The sequence below is a fragment of the Streptomyces sp. NPDC031111 genome (assembly GCF_055570675.1).
Genome location: NZ_JBVIGS010000041.1, coordinates 17,161 through 31,649 on the forward strand (window position 1 = coordinate 17,161; position 14,489 = coordinate 31,649).

A 14,489-nucleotide genomic window follows, 5' to 3' on the forward strand; every position below is an offset into this window, starting at 1 on the left:
CTGTGGCGGACCAAACCGGATCGATGCGCGGCTCGTCCCCAACACCGCGACCGACCGGCATCCGGCCCGGAGTGCCGCGTCGTGCGCTGGTTCCGCCGCCAACGGCCTATTTCGAGCCAGGGCTCAGGCTCATCGATGGACCAAATGACCGTGGAACCGCGGGCCGGACCGGCAGACCGGCGGGTCGAGGGCGACCACATGGGCGAAGAAGCGCTTCCGGGGCGTCAGTCGGCGAACAGATCGTTCATCTTCTTGGTGTCGTAATAGCCGGTGATCTCGGTGATACGCCCGGCGGCAACCCGGATGACCCAGCAGTAGCGCATCTCGAAATCCGTCCCGTTGACGCCGCGGACGTCGTGACTACGGAAACGGACGGTCGCCCACTCCCCCTCGACGATCACCTGCTCGACGCGGGCACGAATCGGCGTGGTCAGCCGCGCATGCAGCCGGGCGAGAAGCTCCGCCTGGTATCTGTCCCTGCCTTCGTAACGCCCCGCCACCGGGGAGGTGCCAGTGGCAGTGAACACGACATCTTCCGCCAGGGCGTCGACGAACCTCTCGCCGAAGCCGGACTGGGCGACGTCGGCGAACACCCGCTCAACAAGACAGCGGGTCTCGGCTGTCGTTTCGCGGGAGATCGTGGTCATGACCGTTCTCCCTTGGCGTTTCGCACGTGGGATTCGCCTGCCTCGCGGAGGAGGTCCAGCGCCGGCCCGGAGCCATCCGTCGGCAGCAGGGTGCGTGAGGCGATGCGCCAACCGTCGCTGCCCCGTTCAAGTGTCCAGCGGTTGGCCAGTACGCGGTGAATCCGGTAGCCCCGCGACACCCCGTGGTTGGCCAGCTCTCGCGCCTCACCGCGGCTGTCCGGTGTGATCAGGGCAAGGTAGGAGATCGCCACCGCGATGTCCCCGTCGATGTCCACGAGGGGCAGGTTGCCGAAGTGTGCGAGGCCACCCTCGATGGCAGCGTGGTGCTCATCACTCTGGACGAGGTCCACCATCGCCTCTCGGCCGTGAGCGCCGTCGAGGTCCTTTCCCCGGTCGAAGACGACTTCGTCGGTGTAGATGGCCTCGATGACCGCGCGCTCGCCCGTGTCGGCGCTGAGCGGGTGCGTTGCGAGCAGGTTGTAGATGGACAGGCGATCCTCGATCGCCTGCAGCCGGGCTTCGAGCGTGTCCGACATACATGGATCCTTCCATAATTTCCAACTAGTCAGTTGGAGTCTGTCACGGTGACGTCCCATCTGCAACTCGCGAGTTGGAGTCTGTTTCAATGGACGCCATGGCCTGGGACACCGAGCGGACGAAGCAGCGGTTGCTGGACGCCGCAGTGCACGAGTACAGCGAGCATGGTCCTCTGGGGGCGCGCGTCGACCGCGTCGCCGAGCGGGCCGGGGTCAACAAGGAGCGGATCTACCAGTACTTCGGCGGCAAGCAGAAACTGTTCGCGGCCGTGCTGGAGCAGGAAATGACCAAGCTCGCCGCCGCGGTACCGCTCACGGCTGAGCAGGCGGGGGATCTCGGCGAATTCGCCGCGCAGGTCTACGACTACCACCGGACCTACCCGCACTACCTGCGGCTGCTGCTCTGGGAAGGCCTGGAAACCGGCCGCCGACAGCCGGAGCCGACCTCGATCGCCGCGGCGGCCGAACGGGCGGCGCACTACGTGGACGACATCACCGCCGTCGTCCGCGCCCAGGATGCCGGGATGTTGCGCGACGACGTGGGCCCGGGCTACCTGCTGTACCTGGCGCGCGCTCTGGCGGCCTGGTGGCTGGCCGTCCCCGCGACGGTCACACTCATGCTCGGCGGCGCGGCCACCGACGGGCCCGGCGAACGTCGCCGGGTACTGACCGACCTCGTCCGGGACGCCACCAGGCCCCGCACCTGAGGCGCCCTCCTGGTCCCCCACCGGCCCCGCTCGGGAACGCCGGGCAGACTCAACGGGATCAACCTCGACGGCCACGGCCTCTTCCACGGCCTCAAGTACGAGATCCCCGCGATCATCGCGAGCGGTGGCGGCTCGATCGTCAACGTCTCCAGCGTCTTCGCGGACCGTGGCGGGCCGACCGTGGAGTACTCCGCCGCCAAGCACGCCGTCCACGGCCTCACCCGCACCGCGGCCAACGAGTACGCAGCGCGCGGCGTACGCATCAACGAACTCCAGCCCGGCGTGATCGACTCGGAGATGACCCAGGCCAATCCGGGGGCACGCAGGAGGCCGTCGAGAGCGGTCTGCCCATGGGTCGCATCGGGCGTGCCGAGGAGATCGCCACGGCGGTCGCCTTCCCGCTCTCCAACGAGGCTTCGTACGTCACGGGTGCGCACCTCGCCGTCGACGGAGGCTTCCTCGCCTGAGCCGGCCGGCGTCAGGGGCCGGGGGACCCCTCCGGCCCGTAAGCGGGCGCCCCAGGGCCGAGACGGCCCGTAGGCCTCCACTGCTCGTGGCGGTCTGCCGGAAGCCGACCACGGCCACCTGGGCGGCGGGGCCCTTCGAGTGCCGCGTTGGCCCGTGGACGACCCAGGTCACCCGTCCGTTCGTGCTCGGTCCGGACTCCGTCCCGAAGAACACGGACGAGGCGATGGTGGTCCGCGAGTCGGCGCTCGCGACGTTCAGCGCCATCGTCCACAGCGAAAGCCGGACGATCGACGCCATACCGGAACTGCCGGCTCTCGGCATGCGGTCGTTCGACGAGGGTACCGCCCGGTAGTGGTCGGAACTGCTGGAAGTCGGCCTGGAGAACACCCCGGCCCGGGACAAGTGGCAAGAGCGGGAGAAAATGGTCGCTACGTTCTTCCCCGGCAGGGGCACTCTGTTCGAGCAGACCTACCTGGAGGGCGTGGAGAAAGGCCTGGAGGGCCTGGAGAAAGGCCGGAAAGAGGGCCGGGAGGAAGCCCGCAGGGAAGTCCTGGCGCTGAGCGAGAAGGTGGGCAGGAGCGGACTGCCGCCAGGACCCAGGCGGAGAACGCACTGCGCGTTCTTCAAGTACGTGGCTTGACGGTATCCGACCCCGTGCGCCAGTTCGGCGGCCCTGGAGTTCGGCAGGCCGACGGCCGGGGCGAGCGGCCCGGGACGGCCCTGTCGGCCGGTTCCGGGGAACCGGCCGACAGGGGTTTTCGGATCATGTCGGGATCACTGCCGGCACTGTGGGGATCACTGCCGGCTCCATGACGAACGAACGTCGGCCACGGGCTATGCCTTGGTCAGGCTCCAGTCGTCGGTGTCACCTCGCCCTTGGTGACCATCACCATCCTGGCGGCCGGTTCGTAACCGTCCTTAAGAAGCCGTCGTCCAGGGCAGGGTCGTCCGGGGTGGCGGCGCTCACGGCCGACTCTCCGGTCGCGTCCGCGTTGGTGACGGTCACTCCGGTCAGTCCGGCGCCGGTGTTGGCGTCGGTCACCGTGTCGACGGCGAGGCCACCGTCGACCGGCAGGAAGTACCGGTCGCCGGCGTCGTCGTCACAGAAGACGCGACGGTCACGCAGTCCTTCCAGCCCGAGGCCGTGGCCTCCAGAACCGTCTCCGGCACCGTCACGACAGCGGCGGACACAACGGGTCGCTGTACGGCAGTGTCACGGTCCAGGGCCATGAGGAGAGCACGGTCCACACGGACCCGGTGACCGGCGCCTATTCGATCGAGCTGCCGGCGAACGCCGACTACCCCTCGAGTACACGGCCGACTACCCGGGGCGGTGGAGGTACCCCGGGCAGCGCGGTGCCACCCACGGAGGTGCCGTACTGGGAGGCCGCCGTTCGGCGAAGGCGGTCAGCCCTGGCGGCTGGGGAGCATGGCGAGGGCCTTGGAGCGCTGGGCGACGAGGTCGTCGTAGGTGCCGTCGCGCTCGGCCCAGCGGTGCGTGAGGACGCCCTTGACGAGGACCTCGCGCGGGGTGGGGTCGGCCGAAAGCAGGTCCATGACCTCGGTGGCGAAGTCGTCGAGTGGCAGCGCGTGCGGGTTCACCTTCTCCTGACCCGCTGTCGCGACGGCCGGGGGGACGATCTCGACGACGCCGACACCGGTGCCGTCGAGCTGCGCGCGCAGGGCCTCGGAGTAGGCGTGCACCGCGGCCTTCGATGCGGCGTAGCTGGGCATGGGCGGGAACGGCAGGAAGGCGATGCCGGAGCTGACGGTGACGAAAGTGCCGGCACCCTGCCGGACCAGGTGCGGGGTGAAGGCGTCGACGACGCGGATGGCGCCGAGCAGGTTGGTGTCGATCGTCGTTTCCGCCGCCTCGAAGTGCGCGGGGTCACGCAGGTCCTCCAGGAGCATGACGCCCGACATGATCACCACAGTGTCCAGCTCGGGGTACCGGGCGAGCGCCGCGTCACGGGCGGATGCGACGGAAGCACTGTCGGTGACGTCGATGCCGATCGTGCCGAAGCCTTCCTCGGTGAGTTCCGCGAGTGCTTGCGGGCTGCGGCCACCGACGGCCACGGTGCTGCCGGCCGCGGCGAACCGTCGGGCCAGCTCCCGCCCGATTCCCGAGGTTCCGCCGACGATGAGAACGGTGCGGTTGGAGAGATCCACGAGATCTTCCCTTCGATCCAGGGCGCCGCCGGTGTTCAGGCCTGCGGCGCAGACAGTGATGCTCTCTGTCTCTTGTCGAAACAGTGCTGTCGCAGTCTTCTCGGGATCCGCCGGGTGTGGCAGGTCCCCCGTCATCCCCGGTCCTGACAGGGCCCCCGGTGGGACACGCGCACCGCGTTACGGTGTCGGTATGAAGGATGAGGAATCCGGCAACCGGCTCGGCAGCTACCTACGGGCCCGGCGTGAGCTGGTCTCCCCGGCACAGGCGGGACTGACGCCCGGTGGCAACCGCCGTGTGCCCGGCCTGCGCCGCGAGGAAGTCGCCCTGCTCGCCGGAATCAGCCCCGACTACTACCTACGCCTGGAACGGGGCCGTGACAAGAACCCCTCACCGCAGGTCCTCGAATCACTCGCGCGGGTCCTACAGCTCGACGACATCGAACGGACGTATCTGCTCGGCCTCGCGGCGGCCCGCCCCAGGGCGCCGCGGCGCAAGCGGCCCGAGCACGTACCGGCGCGGGTGCACGAGCTGCTCGCCCACCTTCAGATCCCCGCGTTCGTCGAAGGGCGCGCGTTCGACGTGCTGGCCTCCAACCCCATGGCTGTCGCGCTCTCCCCCCGGCTGCGGCCCGGCCAGAACCGGCTGCGTTCCCTCCTCCTCGATCCTGAGGAACAAGCCTTCCACCAGGACTGGACGAAAGCCACCGCCGACTTCGTCGCCGCCCTGCGCACCACCATCGGGGACGACACCGACAACCCCCGGTTCGTCGAACTCGTCGGCGAACTCGCCCTGTCCAGCCAGCGGTTCCGCACCCTATGGGCCCGCCACGACGTCCGCACGCTCGAGGGGAGCACCACCACCATCCACCACCCAGTCGTCGGTGACCTGCGCCTCCACCGCGACAAACTCCCCGTCGACGACGTCATCCTCGTCGTCTACTACCCCGAGAAGGACAGCGACAGCGAAGAGAAACTGCGGCTCCTCGCCGCGCTCTCACACACCGAGCCCGCCAGCACAGCGCACGACAGGCCAGCGGACGCCCCGAACCCGAAGACACCCTGACGAGCACGCGCCGCCCCGGGTCGAGACCAGAACGCCCGCACCGTGCCGCACCGCCGGACGTACGTCCCTTCCGCTCCGCCAGTCCGGCATCGGCTGCGTCACCCTGGCCGTAGTTGGGGATGTGGTTGTAGATGGTGCCCAGGGAGACGCCCAACAGCTTGGCGATCGAGGTGATTGAGCGGCCGGGGTCGGGCAGGCGCCGGTAGCTCTGCACCGGTGATCTTGACGAGGCAACGGACAAGCTCGTCCGCTCACGCGTACTTGATGTGGAGTGGGTGTTACGAAACCAGCGATGGATGCCGTGCGACAGGCAGGACCGACCCATCCTCGACGACCGGCTCCACCTGGCTGATCTCGGCCCAGACGGCGTCAAGAGACAGGCCGAGGGTGTCGGCGATCGCTGCGATGGTCGGGAAGGCGGGGGTAGCCACACGGCCGGATTCGATCTTCCGCAGAGTTTCCGGCGAGATGTGCGAAGCGAGCGCCACGTCCAGCATCGAGCGGCAGCCCCGGGCTCGGCGGAGCAAGGCGCCAAGGCGCTGTCCGCGTTCTACCTCGGCGGGGGTAAGCGGCAACCTGACCATGACGCCATTCTAATACCGGTATAGTTAGACCGGGATAGTTATTTGACGCACATGAGAGGTCCCCCATGATCGAGATCCTGAATTCCGTGCGGCTCGAGCGGGCGAGAGACACCGGCGCCCTGGTCGGAAACATCCTGCACACGCTAAAGCAGCGCAGCACGGTCGGGACGAACCTGCTGGACATCGACCAGTGGGCCAAGGAGATGATCGCCGAGGCGGGAGCGCAGTCCTGCTACGTCGACTACGCGCCTTCCTTCGGGCGCGGCCCGTTCGGGCACTACATCTGCACGGCCGTCAACGACGGAGTGCTCCATGGGCGGCCACAGAACTACACGCTGGCAGACGGGGATCTGCTGACTCTCGACCTCGCCGTAGCCAGGGGCGGGGTGGCCGCGGACGCCGCGATCAGCTTTCTGGTGGGCAAGGCCAGGCCGGCGGAGAGTGTTGCGATGATCGAGACGACCGAACGTGCACTCGCCGCCGGCATCGCCGCCGCCAAGCCTGGGGCCCGCATCGGCGACCTCTCCCACGCCATCGGCACAGTCCTCAGCAAGGCGGGCTACCCGATCAACACCGAGTTCGGAGGGCACGGCATCGGCTCGACCATGCACCAGGACCCACACGTCCCGAACATTGGACGGCCCGGCCGCGGATACAAGCTGCGCCCCGGACTGCTGCTCGCCCTGGAGCCCTGGGTCATGGCGGACACTGCCACACTCGTCACCGACGCCGACGGCTGGACGCTGCGCAGCGCGACAGGCTGCCGGACCGCGCACAGCGAGCACACCATCGCCATCACCGACAACGGAGCCGAAATCCTCACCCTGCCCACGCAGGCACGACCGTAAGAGGGCGTTGTAACGAGTGGCCCAGCGGGCCGGGTGCGTCGCCGTCAATCCTCGTCGTCTTCGACAGCCTCCGGGTCCCGGAGGGGGCACAGGCCCTGACCGGGTCCGCCGGCCTTGATGTTGAACAGACAGCGGCCCGGAAAGTTGATGTGCCGGTCCTTGAGCGGGGAGAGGCGGGCCACGTCCTCGTACTTGATGTCGTGGCCCTCGGCGCGGAGCTGGGCGACGGCGGCATCCAGGTAGCGGGCGTTCCACAGGACCACGGCGTTGACTCGCCGCGATCGACGGCCCAGCTCTGCCCGAGGTGCTGGCCGAGCCGACGGCGGCGCGGGCGGACGAGATGGACGCCGACACTGTCAACCGGGAGTTGTCCATCGCGCGCAAGGCGATCGCCTGGTGTCATCGCCAGGGCCGATCTGAACGGCTGGACGCTCCATCGGCTACGCCACAGTGCCCTGACACACGACGCTGAGGGTGGCACCTCCACCCCGATACCGCCGGCCCGCTCCCGCCACGCCTCCGTCCGCTCCCTGGAACACTACGCCCGCCCCAGCCTCGACGCAGTCGCCCGGCACATCGCCGAACGCGACCCCGCCGCCCGTCGGAAGCGCTGACGCCTCCAAGATCAACTACTGGGCGGCTTCTGGGTCCACCTCAGTGATCCCCCTTGAGCGGCGACGGCAGGAATACCTGACGAGCCGTTCGGGCGCTGTCGCGAGGCGGGGAACGAGCCGAACGTAGGCAACCATCCCGACGGTCCTCACCAAGGTCTGGGACGCCACGACCGCCGCGGCCGCAGCCATGCCGTCCGGCACAGGCCGACGCCTCGCCAAACCGCTGGCGTACCGCTTAGCGGGGCCTGAGTCCGTCGACGACGACGTTCAGCATTCGGTTCAGCTGGGGGCGCTGCTCGGGTGCGCCGGCCACGGAGAGCAAACCGGCGAGGATGCCGCCTACCTCGACCGGGTCAATGTCGCTGCGCAGCTCTCCTGCTGTGGCGCCGGCCTCGAGCACCATCGCCAGGACCTGCTGGACCTCGTCGCAGACCGGTCCGGTGCCGAAGCGACCGGAAGCGCTCATGGCGACCAGGGCCTCGCAGATGCCGCGTCGTTCACCGGCCCAGTCGGCGAATCGGAGCATCCACGCGTGGAGGGCCTGCGCGGGCGGCTTGGTAGCCAGCAGAGTGCGCGCATCTTCGCGCAAGGGCCGGATCTGGTCCCGATAGACCTCTTCGACCAGATCCTCTCGGGTGGGGAAGTGCCGGTACAGCGTGGCGTTCCCCACTCCCGCCCGTTTGGCGATCGCGTCCAGCGAGATCGCGCGTCCGGACGCGAAGACTTCGGCGGCTGTGGCGATCAGCTGCTCGCGGTTGCGCTGCGCGTCGGCGCGCAGGGTGCTGCGTGGATGTGTCATGACCTTCGCGATCGTGAGTGTCGGATGAGACGCGGGAACGATTCGGGGATATCCCCGGTTCAGCGTACAGTGAGACAACCGGGGAGGTCCCCGATTGCGGGTGGTCTCACGCATCGCTCCAGCGACGAAAGGTTTGCCATGCCTACAGCTCTCATCACCGGGGGGACGACCGGGATCGGCAGAGCAACGGCCGAGCTGCTGCACACCCGTGGCTACCAGGTCGCGGTCACCGGACAGAATCCCGAGTCCCTCGCGCGGGCGCAGTCCGAGCTCCCCGGCGACGTGCTCGTCGTCCGATCCGACGGGCGCGTGCTCGCCGACACCGACGCCCTGATGTCGGCGGTGTCGGCGCGGTTCGGATCGCTGGACCTGCTCTTCCTCAACGCCGGGATCTTCCGTCCGGCACCGGTTGCCGAGGTGACGGAGGAATCGTTCGACGAGCACGCCGACCTCAACTTCAAGGGCCAGTACTTCACCCTCCAAAAGGCCCTTCCTCTCATGAACGACGGTGGCTCGATCGTGCTGACCGTCGGCATCGGATCCCGTCGCGGCACCCCTGGCGCCACGGTGGGGGCGGCGACACGCGGCGCGCTGCTGGCCATGCTGCCCTCGCTCGCGCTCGAACTGGCCCCGCGCAGGATTCGCGTCAACGCCGTGAGCCCCGGGGCCACCGACACCCCGCTGCTCAACAAGCTGGGGGTGCCCGAGAGCGGCCGGGACGCCATGCGCTCGAAGATTCCCTTCGAGCGCTTCGGATCCAGCCAGGAGGTCGCGGAAGCAGTCGCCTTCCTCGCCTCGGACGCCGCCGGCTACATCACCGGCCAGGACATCACCGTGGCCGGCGGCTACGGGCTCGGCACCTGAACCCGGGCGAGCCGACCACCGATCCGCACCTCTCGAACGCCACGAACCGCACGCCTCACAGGAGAACACAATGGCACTCACTCTCGACACCTATCGGCTGCTGGGCCGTTCCGGACTCCGGGTCTCACCGCTGGCGCTGGGCACAGCGACCTTCGGCACCGAGTGGGGCTGGGGCGCCGAGCGCGACGAAGCGCGAAAGCTCTTCGACCGCTACACCGAGCTCGGCGGCAACTTCTTCGACACCGCCAGCACCTACACCAATGGCAGCTCCGAGCGACTGCTCGGCGAATTCGCCCGCACCAACCGCGACAAGCTGGTCCTGGCGACGAAGTACTCGACGCTGCGTCAGCCCGGTGACCCGAATTCCGGAGGCACCCACCGCAAGAGCATGCTGGCGTCGATGGAAGCCAGTCTGCGGCAGCTGAACACCGACTACATCGATCTGCTCTACGTGAACGTATGGGACTTCAGGACGCCGGTGGAGGAGATCCTGCGGGGCCTGGACGACCTGGTGAGGCAGGGCAAGGTGCTGTACGTGGCGATCTCCAGCGCCCCGGCCTGGCAGGTTTCGCGCATGCAGGCGATCGCCGACCTGCGCGGCTGGTCGCCACTGGTCGCGCTGGAGACCGAGTACAGCCTGATCGAGCGCACCGCGGAGCGTGACCTGATCCCGATGGCACGCGAGATGGGACTGGGCGTGGTCCCCTTCTCCCCGCTGGGCGGTGGGGTGCTCACCGGCAAGTACAGCCGGGACGACCTGAACCCGGCGGGCCCCGTCGCCGGCGAGACCGCCGGCAGTCGCAAGAGCCTCAACGCCGCCCTGGGAATGGTCACCGAACGCACCCTCTCCATCGCCGATGTGGTGAAGGATGTGGCCTCGGAGCTGGGCGGCACACCCGCGCAGGTCGCTCTGGCCTGGACCCTGCACTCCCCGGGCGTGACGGCGCCCATCATCGGGGCCCGCACCATCGCTCAACTGGAAGACAACCTGGGCGCCCTGCAGGTCGACCTCACTCCTTCCCAGCTGGCCCGCCTCGACGAAGTCAGCGCCATCGACCTCGGCAACCCGCACGGCCTGCTCGCCAGCGACCACATCCGCACGGTCACCTCGGGCGACATGGAGATCGAGACCCGCCGCTGATGCGCCCCACGGACGGCGGCATCCAGACATACCACCACCTTTTTGATGATGGATCGGAGCAACCTCGATATGGGTAAGTACAGCGACAAGAATGTGGTGATCACGGGTGGCAGCAGCGGCATGGGGCTCGCGGTGGCGGAGCTGCTGGTGCAAGGCGGAGCCCGCGTGGTGATCACCGGCCGTTCTCAGGCCAAGCTCGACGCGGCACGCGAGCGGCTCGGCGAGAACGCCGTGGCCGTCCGGGCGGACGTGGCCTCACTGTCCGACCTGGATATACTCGCCGGCCGTGTGAAAAGCGAGCTCGGCTCGGTCGAGGCTCTGTTCGTCAACGCCGGCATCTCACCCCTCACGCCCCTCGAGTCGACGACCGAGGACGAGTACGACGAGCTGTTCGCGATCAACGTCAAGGGCGCCTTCTTCACTGTGCAGAAGCTCGCCCCGCTGCTGAGCGCGAACGCCGGCATCGTCCTCACCACCTCGATCGCGAACGCCATCGGCATGGTGGACACCAGCGTCTATGCGGCCGGCAAGGCGGCGCTGCGCTCGATGGCCCGCTCCTTCTCCCGCGAGCTGCTTCCGCGGGGAATCCGTGTCAACGCGATCAGCCCGGGTCCCATCGACTCGGGGATTCTGGAAACGATGAACTTGTCCAAGGAGGCCGCCGATCAGTTCAGGGCGGAGCGGACCGCGAGCAACCCCATGAAGCGCTACGGCACCGTCGAAGAGTTCGCCAAGGCGGCCGCATTCCTCGCCTTCGACGCCACGTACACCACCGGCATCGAGCTGGCCGTGGATGGCGGCGAAACCCAGCTCTGAGCTCGTCTGCCGTCCCGCCACGGGCGTGAGGCCCGCTACCACGGCGGTTTCAGGGGGCTGCAACACGTGGTCGTGTCGACCAGGCCACGAGCAGTTTATGCAGACGCTCGGCTGGGGTTTCCCGGCCGAGCGTTTTGCGTGGGCGGCCATCGAGTTCGGCGGCGACGGCATCAAGATGCTCGCACCATGAGGTTGTCGCGGCTCACAAAGGCACGTCGACTGAACCTTCCCCCGTGAAGTGGACACCTGTTTGTGTTGCTGCTCGTAGGCGATCGGAGGTGCCGTCCACGACGGACTCGGGGCCGAGGAGATAACCGCTCCTGCGCCGACCGGGACCGCGTCGTGGTGCCTGTTGCCGAAGGGCTCCTTGAGATCGGCGAGTTCCTTCTTCCGGGCCTGATCCTTCGGCATGGCAGGCACCTCCAGGAGGACGGCGATCCCGTGACTCGCCGCGCAGGAAGCGTTGGCCAACGAAACTGCAGAGCGGGGCTCGGAGCGGGGGCACCTTCGGACGAACGTCCGGTCACGGGCCGAAAGGATTCCGGGCCTTCGAGCCAGGCCCACGGTCTGATGACCGCCACCCCATACCGTAGTAGACGCCACTGACACAGGGCCGGTCGCTCTCGGCGTCGGGCGTGAATTCGCCGCCCTCGGCGGCCCGATCGTGCAGGAGGGCCTCCATGGATGGCGATGCTCTCGAACGATGAGCGGCCGGTATGGCTGTGGCCTGCGGTGATTTGATGCCCCGCGAGGTTCTTCCGGTTCGTTCAGAAGCGGCATAAACGGCGACTGCCGTCTACACCGTCCTCGCCACCAGCGACCAGAACCACAGGAGCTGACCATGACCCGCTCGTAGCCCTCCTCCCTCGACCTGGCCCTGGTCGACGCCGTCGGAAAACTCGGATACATCATCAACCCGACCCAGTTGGAGCGCTGGCGAACGCAACGGTGGCTTCGCCGACCCGCGGACTGGACCGATCCCGCAACCGGAAAGATGCGGGACGAGATCGTGCACCGGGCGGCGTGGCTGGCCCACGTCACCACCTCCGGTCGCAGTATCAGCTGGATCGGCTGGACCTTCTGGGCGATCGGCGACACTCCCGAGACCCGCTGCGCGGCTGCGGGCGGGAGCGGCTGAGGCCCTCCAACGGCCCCTTCGGCGAGCAGGCCTTGACATCCGCCAAATCCCCGAGGGCGACTTCGACGACGCCTTTTCGGCCTGTCAGGAGATGGCGGCCCGGATGCTCGCGAACCGGATGCGCTGCCCCAAGCGCGACTTCGACATGGCCCTGCGTGCTGGCGCGGCAGCGGTGCTGCAGGCATCCGGGCTGTTGACCCACCTGTGTCGGACGTCCCGACCTGTCCGCCGCCGCGACCGCGTTCTTCGCACTGCGGAAGGTCGGTGTCGACGCGCAGTGGGCGGCGTCGGCGGGCTCGGATGCCGCACGACTCGGCCTCCCGCCGAGGCGGACGAACGGCATCGCCCGGCCTCTCCCGCGTGCGTGCCGACAGCGCCCCGCGGTGGTGGTCCTCAGGCGCTGGTCGCGGCGTCCAGAATCAGCCGAGTGATCGTCTCGGGGTGAGAGACGAGGGAAAGATGGCCGGAGTTGACCTCGATGGTCGTGGCGCCCATGCGCTTTGCCATGAAACGCTGAAGGTCAGGGTTGATGGTTCGGTCGCGCTTTGACACTGCGTACCAAGAAGGCTTCTGTTGCCAGGCTGCGACACTTGTCGTGGGCGCAGCAGTCGAGAGCGGTCCCTGCGCGGCGAAGAGGGCAAGTGCTTCCTTCCGAGGCACGCCGTTGGCGAAGTCCTCAAGGAATGCCGTCTTCCCGATGATCTTGAAGCTTCCAGAGGTGATGATTCCGCGGGTGACCGGAGGCGTGGGGAACTGCGCGGAAAGTGCGGCGAAGTCCTCGCCCGGTTCGGGGGCACGTGCGGCGATGTAGACAAGCCCGGCGACGTTCGGGGCGAGTCCGACTTCGGAAATGACAGTGCCGCCATAGGAATGCGCGACGAGGATAGTGGGACCGTCCTGTCGCGCCAGCGCGAAGTTCGTGGCGGCAACGTCAGCGGCGAGGGAGCTGAGCGGATTTTGTACCGAGGTGACGTTCATGTCTGCGGCCTGGAGGAGTGAGATGACCTTTCTCCAGGAAGATCCGTCCGCGTAAGCGCCGTGCACGAGCACGACATTGCGGATCGCTGGATGCTGACGCGAACGAGGCGCCGCCTGAGCGGTCGAGCCCTCGGCCAGTGTGGCAGCGACTCCCGCGCCCAGCGCGGAGAATCGGCGACGACTGATTGCCACTCGTTCCTCTTTTCATAGGTAGTGGCCACTGCCTCCGTCGCGTAGTAGCCGCGAGAATGCATCGGGCAGACCAATCATCCCTTTGATCAATCTTGCCGCAGCCACGTCCTCAACTGGCATGATCACCATAGCATTACGTCATCCGAGGACGTCACCTGTACGAGGGCTGCGTAAGCATTGGGACACAGACCATCCAAAGGCGTCGTCAGGCACGTGAATCAGCAGCACACGTTTCCGCCTGGTGCACGACACCTCTGCGCTCTGCACTGGCCTGCGGGAGAAGTCCGTCACCTGGCACCAGCCCTGATGGACGCGCTCGCCGAGCGTCCCGCGGCCACGCCCGCACTCGCGGCTGTGCGCGTGGCCGCCGCCATGGACTGCCTGACCGTCGCGCTGGAGCACTGGGCCGGCGACGACGGCCGCGGCGACTCGCCACATTCCTGGACAACGCCTTCGCCGCGCTCGGAAGCGGGTGAACGAACCGACGACGGCGGAGTGGTGGGTACCGGTCGAGTTCAAGCCGCCGCGAGGGCGTCGCCCCAGGTGGCCCTGTCCTGGTTGGCCGTCGGTGGTGTGCGAGTCGGCGCGGTGCGCTGACGCACAGCGCGCATGCGAATCGAGCAGTGGAGCATCGCCGTGCCGCGCTGACGTTGGGGCCTGACCGAGCCGTTCGTGCCGGTCCGTACCTGTGGTTTTCGTCGAAGGACGCCTTGTACCACCCCGTAGGCCACCCGTTCTGCCTGGTCTTCGGGCGCCACGACCTGTTCAGGGTCACGTATGAGTGCCTGTGAGTTGTCCCGGGTGCTGCGGCGCAATCGTGCGGAGCGTGCCCCCCGTTATGTTTTCCGCGGTCCTGCAAGAGGGCCGCTGGCCTCCGGGCCCGGCATGACTGTTCCCCCCTGTCGGACAGATGACCTGGGGGGGT

General features: G+C 68.0%; 17 protein-coding genes and 1 pseudogene. 11 read left to right on the forward strand and 7 right to left on the reverse strand.

What is annotated here, in order from left to right:
* Window positions 1-224: 224 nt before the first annotated feature.
* Together ACZ470_RS39340 and ACZ470_RS39345 are read right to left on the reverse strand one after the other, a co-directional pair.
* Complete coding sequence (locus tag ACZ470_RS39340; RefSeq protein WP_468434768.1) at window positions 225-647, reverse strand: nuclear transport factor 2 family protein; 423 nt, start codon at window positions 645-647, stop codon at window positions 225-227.
* Window positions 644-1,183, reverse strand: coding sequence for a nuclear transport factor 2 family protein (locus ACZ470_RS39345; protein ID WP_468434769.1), 540 nt, complete (start codon window positions 1,181-1,183; stop codon window positions 644-646). The genes ACZ470_RS39340 and ACZ470_RS39345 overlap by 4 nt, the downstream gene beginning before the upstream one ends.
* A 98-nt stretch (window positions 1,184-1,281) precedes the next feature.
* On the opposite strand from ACZ470_RS39345, the gene ACZ470_RS39350 reads away from it, so the two are divergent.
* From ACZ470_RS39350 to ACZ470_RS39365, 4 genes and pseudogenes are all read left to right on the forward strand, one after another.
* Complete coding sequence (locus tag ACZ470_RS39350) at window positions 1,282-1,890, forward strand: TetR/AcrR family transcriptional regulator (protein WP_468434770.1); 609 nt, start codon at window positions 1,282-1,284, stop codon at window positions 1,888-1,890.
* Window positions 1,891-1,947: 57 nt separating this feature from the next.
* Window positions 1,948-2,357 (forward strand): annotated as a pseudogene (locus ACZ470_RS39355) (SDR family NAD(P)-dependent oxidoreductase).
* A 182-nt stretch (window positions 2,358-2,539) separates the two neighbouring features.
* On the forward strand, window positions 2,540-2,710 hold the full coding sequence (locus tag ACZ470_RS39360; RefSeq protein WP_468434771.1) for a hypothetical protein: 171 nt from the start codon (window positions 2,540-2,542) through the stop codon (window positions 2,708-2,710).
* Window positions 2,711-2,779: 69 nt separating this feature from the next.
* Entirely contained in the window at window positions 2,780-2,998 is a 219-nt protein-coding gene (locus ACZ470_RS39365) for a hypothetical protein (RefSeq protein WP_468434772.1), read from the forward strand.
* 767 nt (window positions 2,999-3,765) lie between these two features.
* Here the strand turns inward: ACZ470_RS39365 and ACZ470_RS39370 are convergent.
* Window positions 3,766-4,527, reverse strand: a complete 762-nt coding sequence (locus ACZ470_RS39370) for an SDR family oxidoreductase (protein ID WP_468434773.1) — start codon at window positions 4,525-4,527, stop codon at window positions 3,766-3,768.
* 190 nt (window positions 4,528-4,717) lie between these two features.
* Between ACZ470_RS39370 and ACZ470_RS39375 the strand changes: the two genes are divergently transcribed.
* Entirely contained in the window at window positions 4,718-5,590 is an 873-nt protein-coding gene (locus tag ACZ470_RS39375) for a helix-turn-helix transcriptional regulator (protein ID WP_468434774.1), read from the forward strand.
* A 278-nt stretch (window positions 5,591-5,868) separates the two neighbouring features.
* Here the strand turns inward: ACZ470_RS39375 and ACZ470_RS39380 are convergent, their stop codons facing one another.
* A complete protein-coding gene (locus ACZ470_RS39380) occupies window positions 5,869-6,174 on the reverse strand; it encodes a helix-turn-helix domain-containing protein (protein WP_468434775.1) in 306 nt (101 codons plus the stop codon).
* A 65-nt stretch (window positions 6,175-6,239) separates the two neighbouring features.
* Between ACZ470_RS39380 and map the strand changes: the two genes are divergently transcribed.
* Complete coding sequence (gene map / locus ACZ470_RS39385; protein WP_468434776.1) at window positions 6,240-7,022, forward strand: type I methionyl aminopeptidase; 783 nt, start codon at window positions 6,240-6,242, stop codon at window positions 7,020-7,022.
* Window positions 7,023-7,066: 44 nt separating this feature from the next.
* Here map and ACZ470_RS39390 read toward each other — a convergent pair whose 3' ends face one another.
* Both ACZ470_RS39390 and ACZ470_RS39395 read right to left on the reverse strand, forming a co-directional pair.
* Entirely contained in the window at window positions 7,067-7,285 is a 219-nt protein-coding gene (locus ACZ470_RS39390) for a Tn3 family transposase (protein WP_468434777.1), read from the reverse strand.
* Window positions 7,286-7,871: 586 nt separating this feature from the next.
* Window positions 7,872-8,435 carry a TetR/AcrR family transcriptional regulator gene (locus ACZ470_RS39395; protein WP_468434778.1) on the reverse strand — a complete coding sequence of 188 codons (564 nt, stop codon included), beginning with the start codon at window positions 8,433-8,435 and terminating at the stop codon, window positions 7,872-7,874.
* A 138-nt stretch (window positions 8,436-8,573) separates the two neighbouring features.
* Between ACZ470_RS39395 and ACZ470_RS39400 the strand changes: the two genes are divergently transcribed.
* The 4 genes from ACZ470_RS39400 to ACZ470_RS39415 all read left to right on the forward strand — a co-directional run bounded on the left by ACZ470_RS39400 (window position 8,574) and on the right by ACZ470_RS39415 (window position 12,394).
* On the forward strand, window positions 8,574-9,299 hold the full coding sequence (locus ACZ470_RS39400; protein WP_468434779.1) for an SDR family oxidoreductase: 726 nt from the start codon (window positions 8,574-8,576) through the stop codon (window positions 9,297-9,299).
* Window positions 9,300-9,369: 70 nt separating this feature from the next.
* The gene (locus ACZ470_RS39405) at window positions 9,370-10,440 is read left to right on the forward strand and encodes an aldo/keto reductase (protein WP_468434780.1); all 1,071 of its coding nucleotides are present in this window, start codon (window positions 9,370-9,372) and stop codon (window positions 10,438-10,440) included.
* A gap of 69 nt (window positions 10,441-10,509) precedes the next feature.
* Window positions 10,510-11,256 carry an SDR family oxidoreductase gene (locus tag ACZ470_RS39410; protein ID WP_468434785.1) on the forward strand — a complete coding sequence of 249 codons (747 nt, stop codon included), beginning with the start codon at window positions 10,510-10,512 and terminating at the stop codon, window positions 11,254-11,256.
* Window positions 11,257-12,250: 994 nt separating this feature from the next.
* Complete coding sequence (locus ACZ470_RS39415; RefSeq protein WP_468434781.1) at window positions 12,251-12,394, forward strand: hypothetical protein; 144 nt, start codon at window positions 12,251-12,253, stop codon at window positions 12,392-12,394.
* A 393-nt stretch (window positions 12,395-12,787) separates the two neighbouring features.
* Here ACZ470_RS39415 and ACZ470_RS39420 read toward each other — a convergent pair whose 3' ends face one another.
* Window positions 12,788-13,564, reverse strand: a complete 777-nt coding sequence (locus ACZ470_RS39420) for an alpha/beta fold hydrolase (protein WP_468434782.1) — start codon at window positions 13,562-13,564, stop codon at window positions 12,788-12,790.
* Window positions 13,565-13,870: 306 nt separating this feature from the next.
* Between ACZ470_RS39420 and ACZ470_RS39425 the strand changes: the two genes are divergently transcribed.
* Window positions 13,871-14,161: a hypothetical protein gene (locus ACZ470_RS39425; protein ID WP_468434783.1), complete on the forward strand. Its 291-nt coding sequence runs from the start codon at window positions 13,871-13,873 to the stop codon at window positions 14,159-14,161.
* Window positions 14,162-14,489 lie beyond the last annotated feature (328 nt).

Bases quoted from the DNA above. Each gene is read 5' to 3' on its own strand.
- ACZ470_RS39340 (WP_468434768.1), bottom strand. From the start codon at position 647: ATGACCACGATCTCCCGCGAAACGACAGCCGAGACCCGCTGTCTTGTT.
- ACZ470_RS39345 (WP_468434769.1), bottom strand. From the start codon at position 1,183: ATGTCGGACACGCTCGAAGCCCGGCTGCAGGCGATCGAGGATCGCCTG.
- ACZ470_RS39350 (WP_468434770.1), top strand. From the start codon at position 1,282: ATGGCCTGGGACACCGAGCGGACGAAGCAGCGGTTGCTGGACGCCGCA.
- ACZ470_RS39365 (WP_468434772.1), top strand. From the start codon at position 2,780: ATGGTCGCTACGTTCTTCCCCGGCAGGGGCACTCTGTTCGAGCAGACC.
- ACZ470_RS39375 (WP_468434774.1), top strand. From the start codon at position 4,718: ATGAAGGATGAGGAATCCGGCAACCGGCTCGGCAGCTACCTACGGGCC.
- ACZ470_RS39380 (WP_468434775.1), bottom strand. From the start codon at position 6,174: ATGGTCAGGTTGCCGCTTACCCCCGCCGAGGTAGAACGCGGACAGCGC.
- map (WP_468434776.1), top strand. From the start codon at position 6,240: ATGATCGAGATCCTGAATTCCGTGCGGCTCGAGCGGGCGAGAGACACC.
- ACZ470_RS39395 (WP_468434778.1), bottom strand. From the start codon at position 8,435: ATGACACATCCACGCAGCACCCTGCGCGCCGACGCGCAGCGCAACCGC.
- ACZ470_RS39400 (WP_468434779.1), top strand. From the start codon at position 8,574: ATGCCTACAGCTCTCATCACCGGGGGGACGACCGGGATCGGCAGAGCA.
- ACZ470_RS39405 (WP_468434780.1), top strand. From the start codon at position 9,370: ATGGCACTCACTCTCGACACCTATCGGCTGCTGGGCCGTTCCGGACTC.
- ACZ470_RS39410 (WP_468434785.1), top strand. From the start codon at position 10,510: ATGGGTAAGTACAGCGACAAGAATGTGGTGATCACGGGTGGCAGCAGC.
- ACZ470_RS39415 (WP_468434781.1), top strand. From the start codon at position 12,251: ATGCGGGACGAGATCGTGCACCGGGCGGCGTGGCTGGCCCACGTCACC.
- ACZ470_RS39425 (WP_468434783.1), top strand. From the start codon at position 13,871: ATGGACGCGCTCGCCGAGCGTCCCGCGGCCACGCCCGCACTCGCGGCT.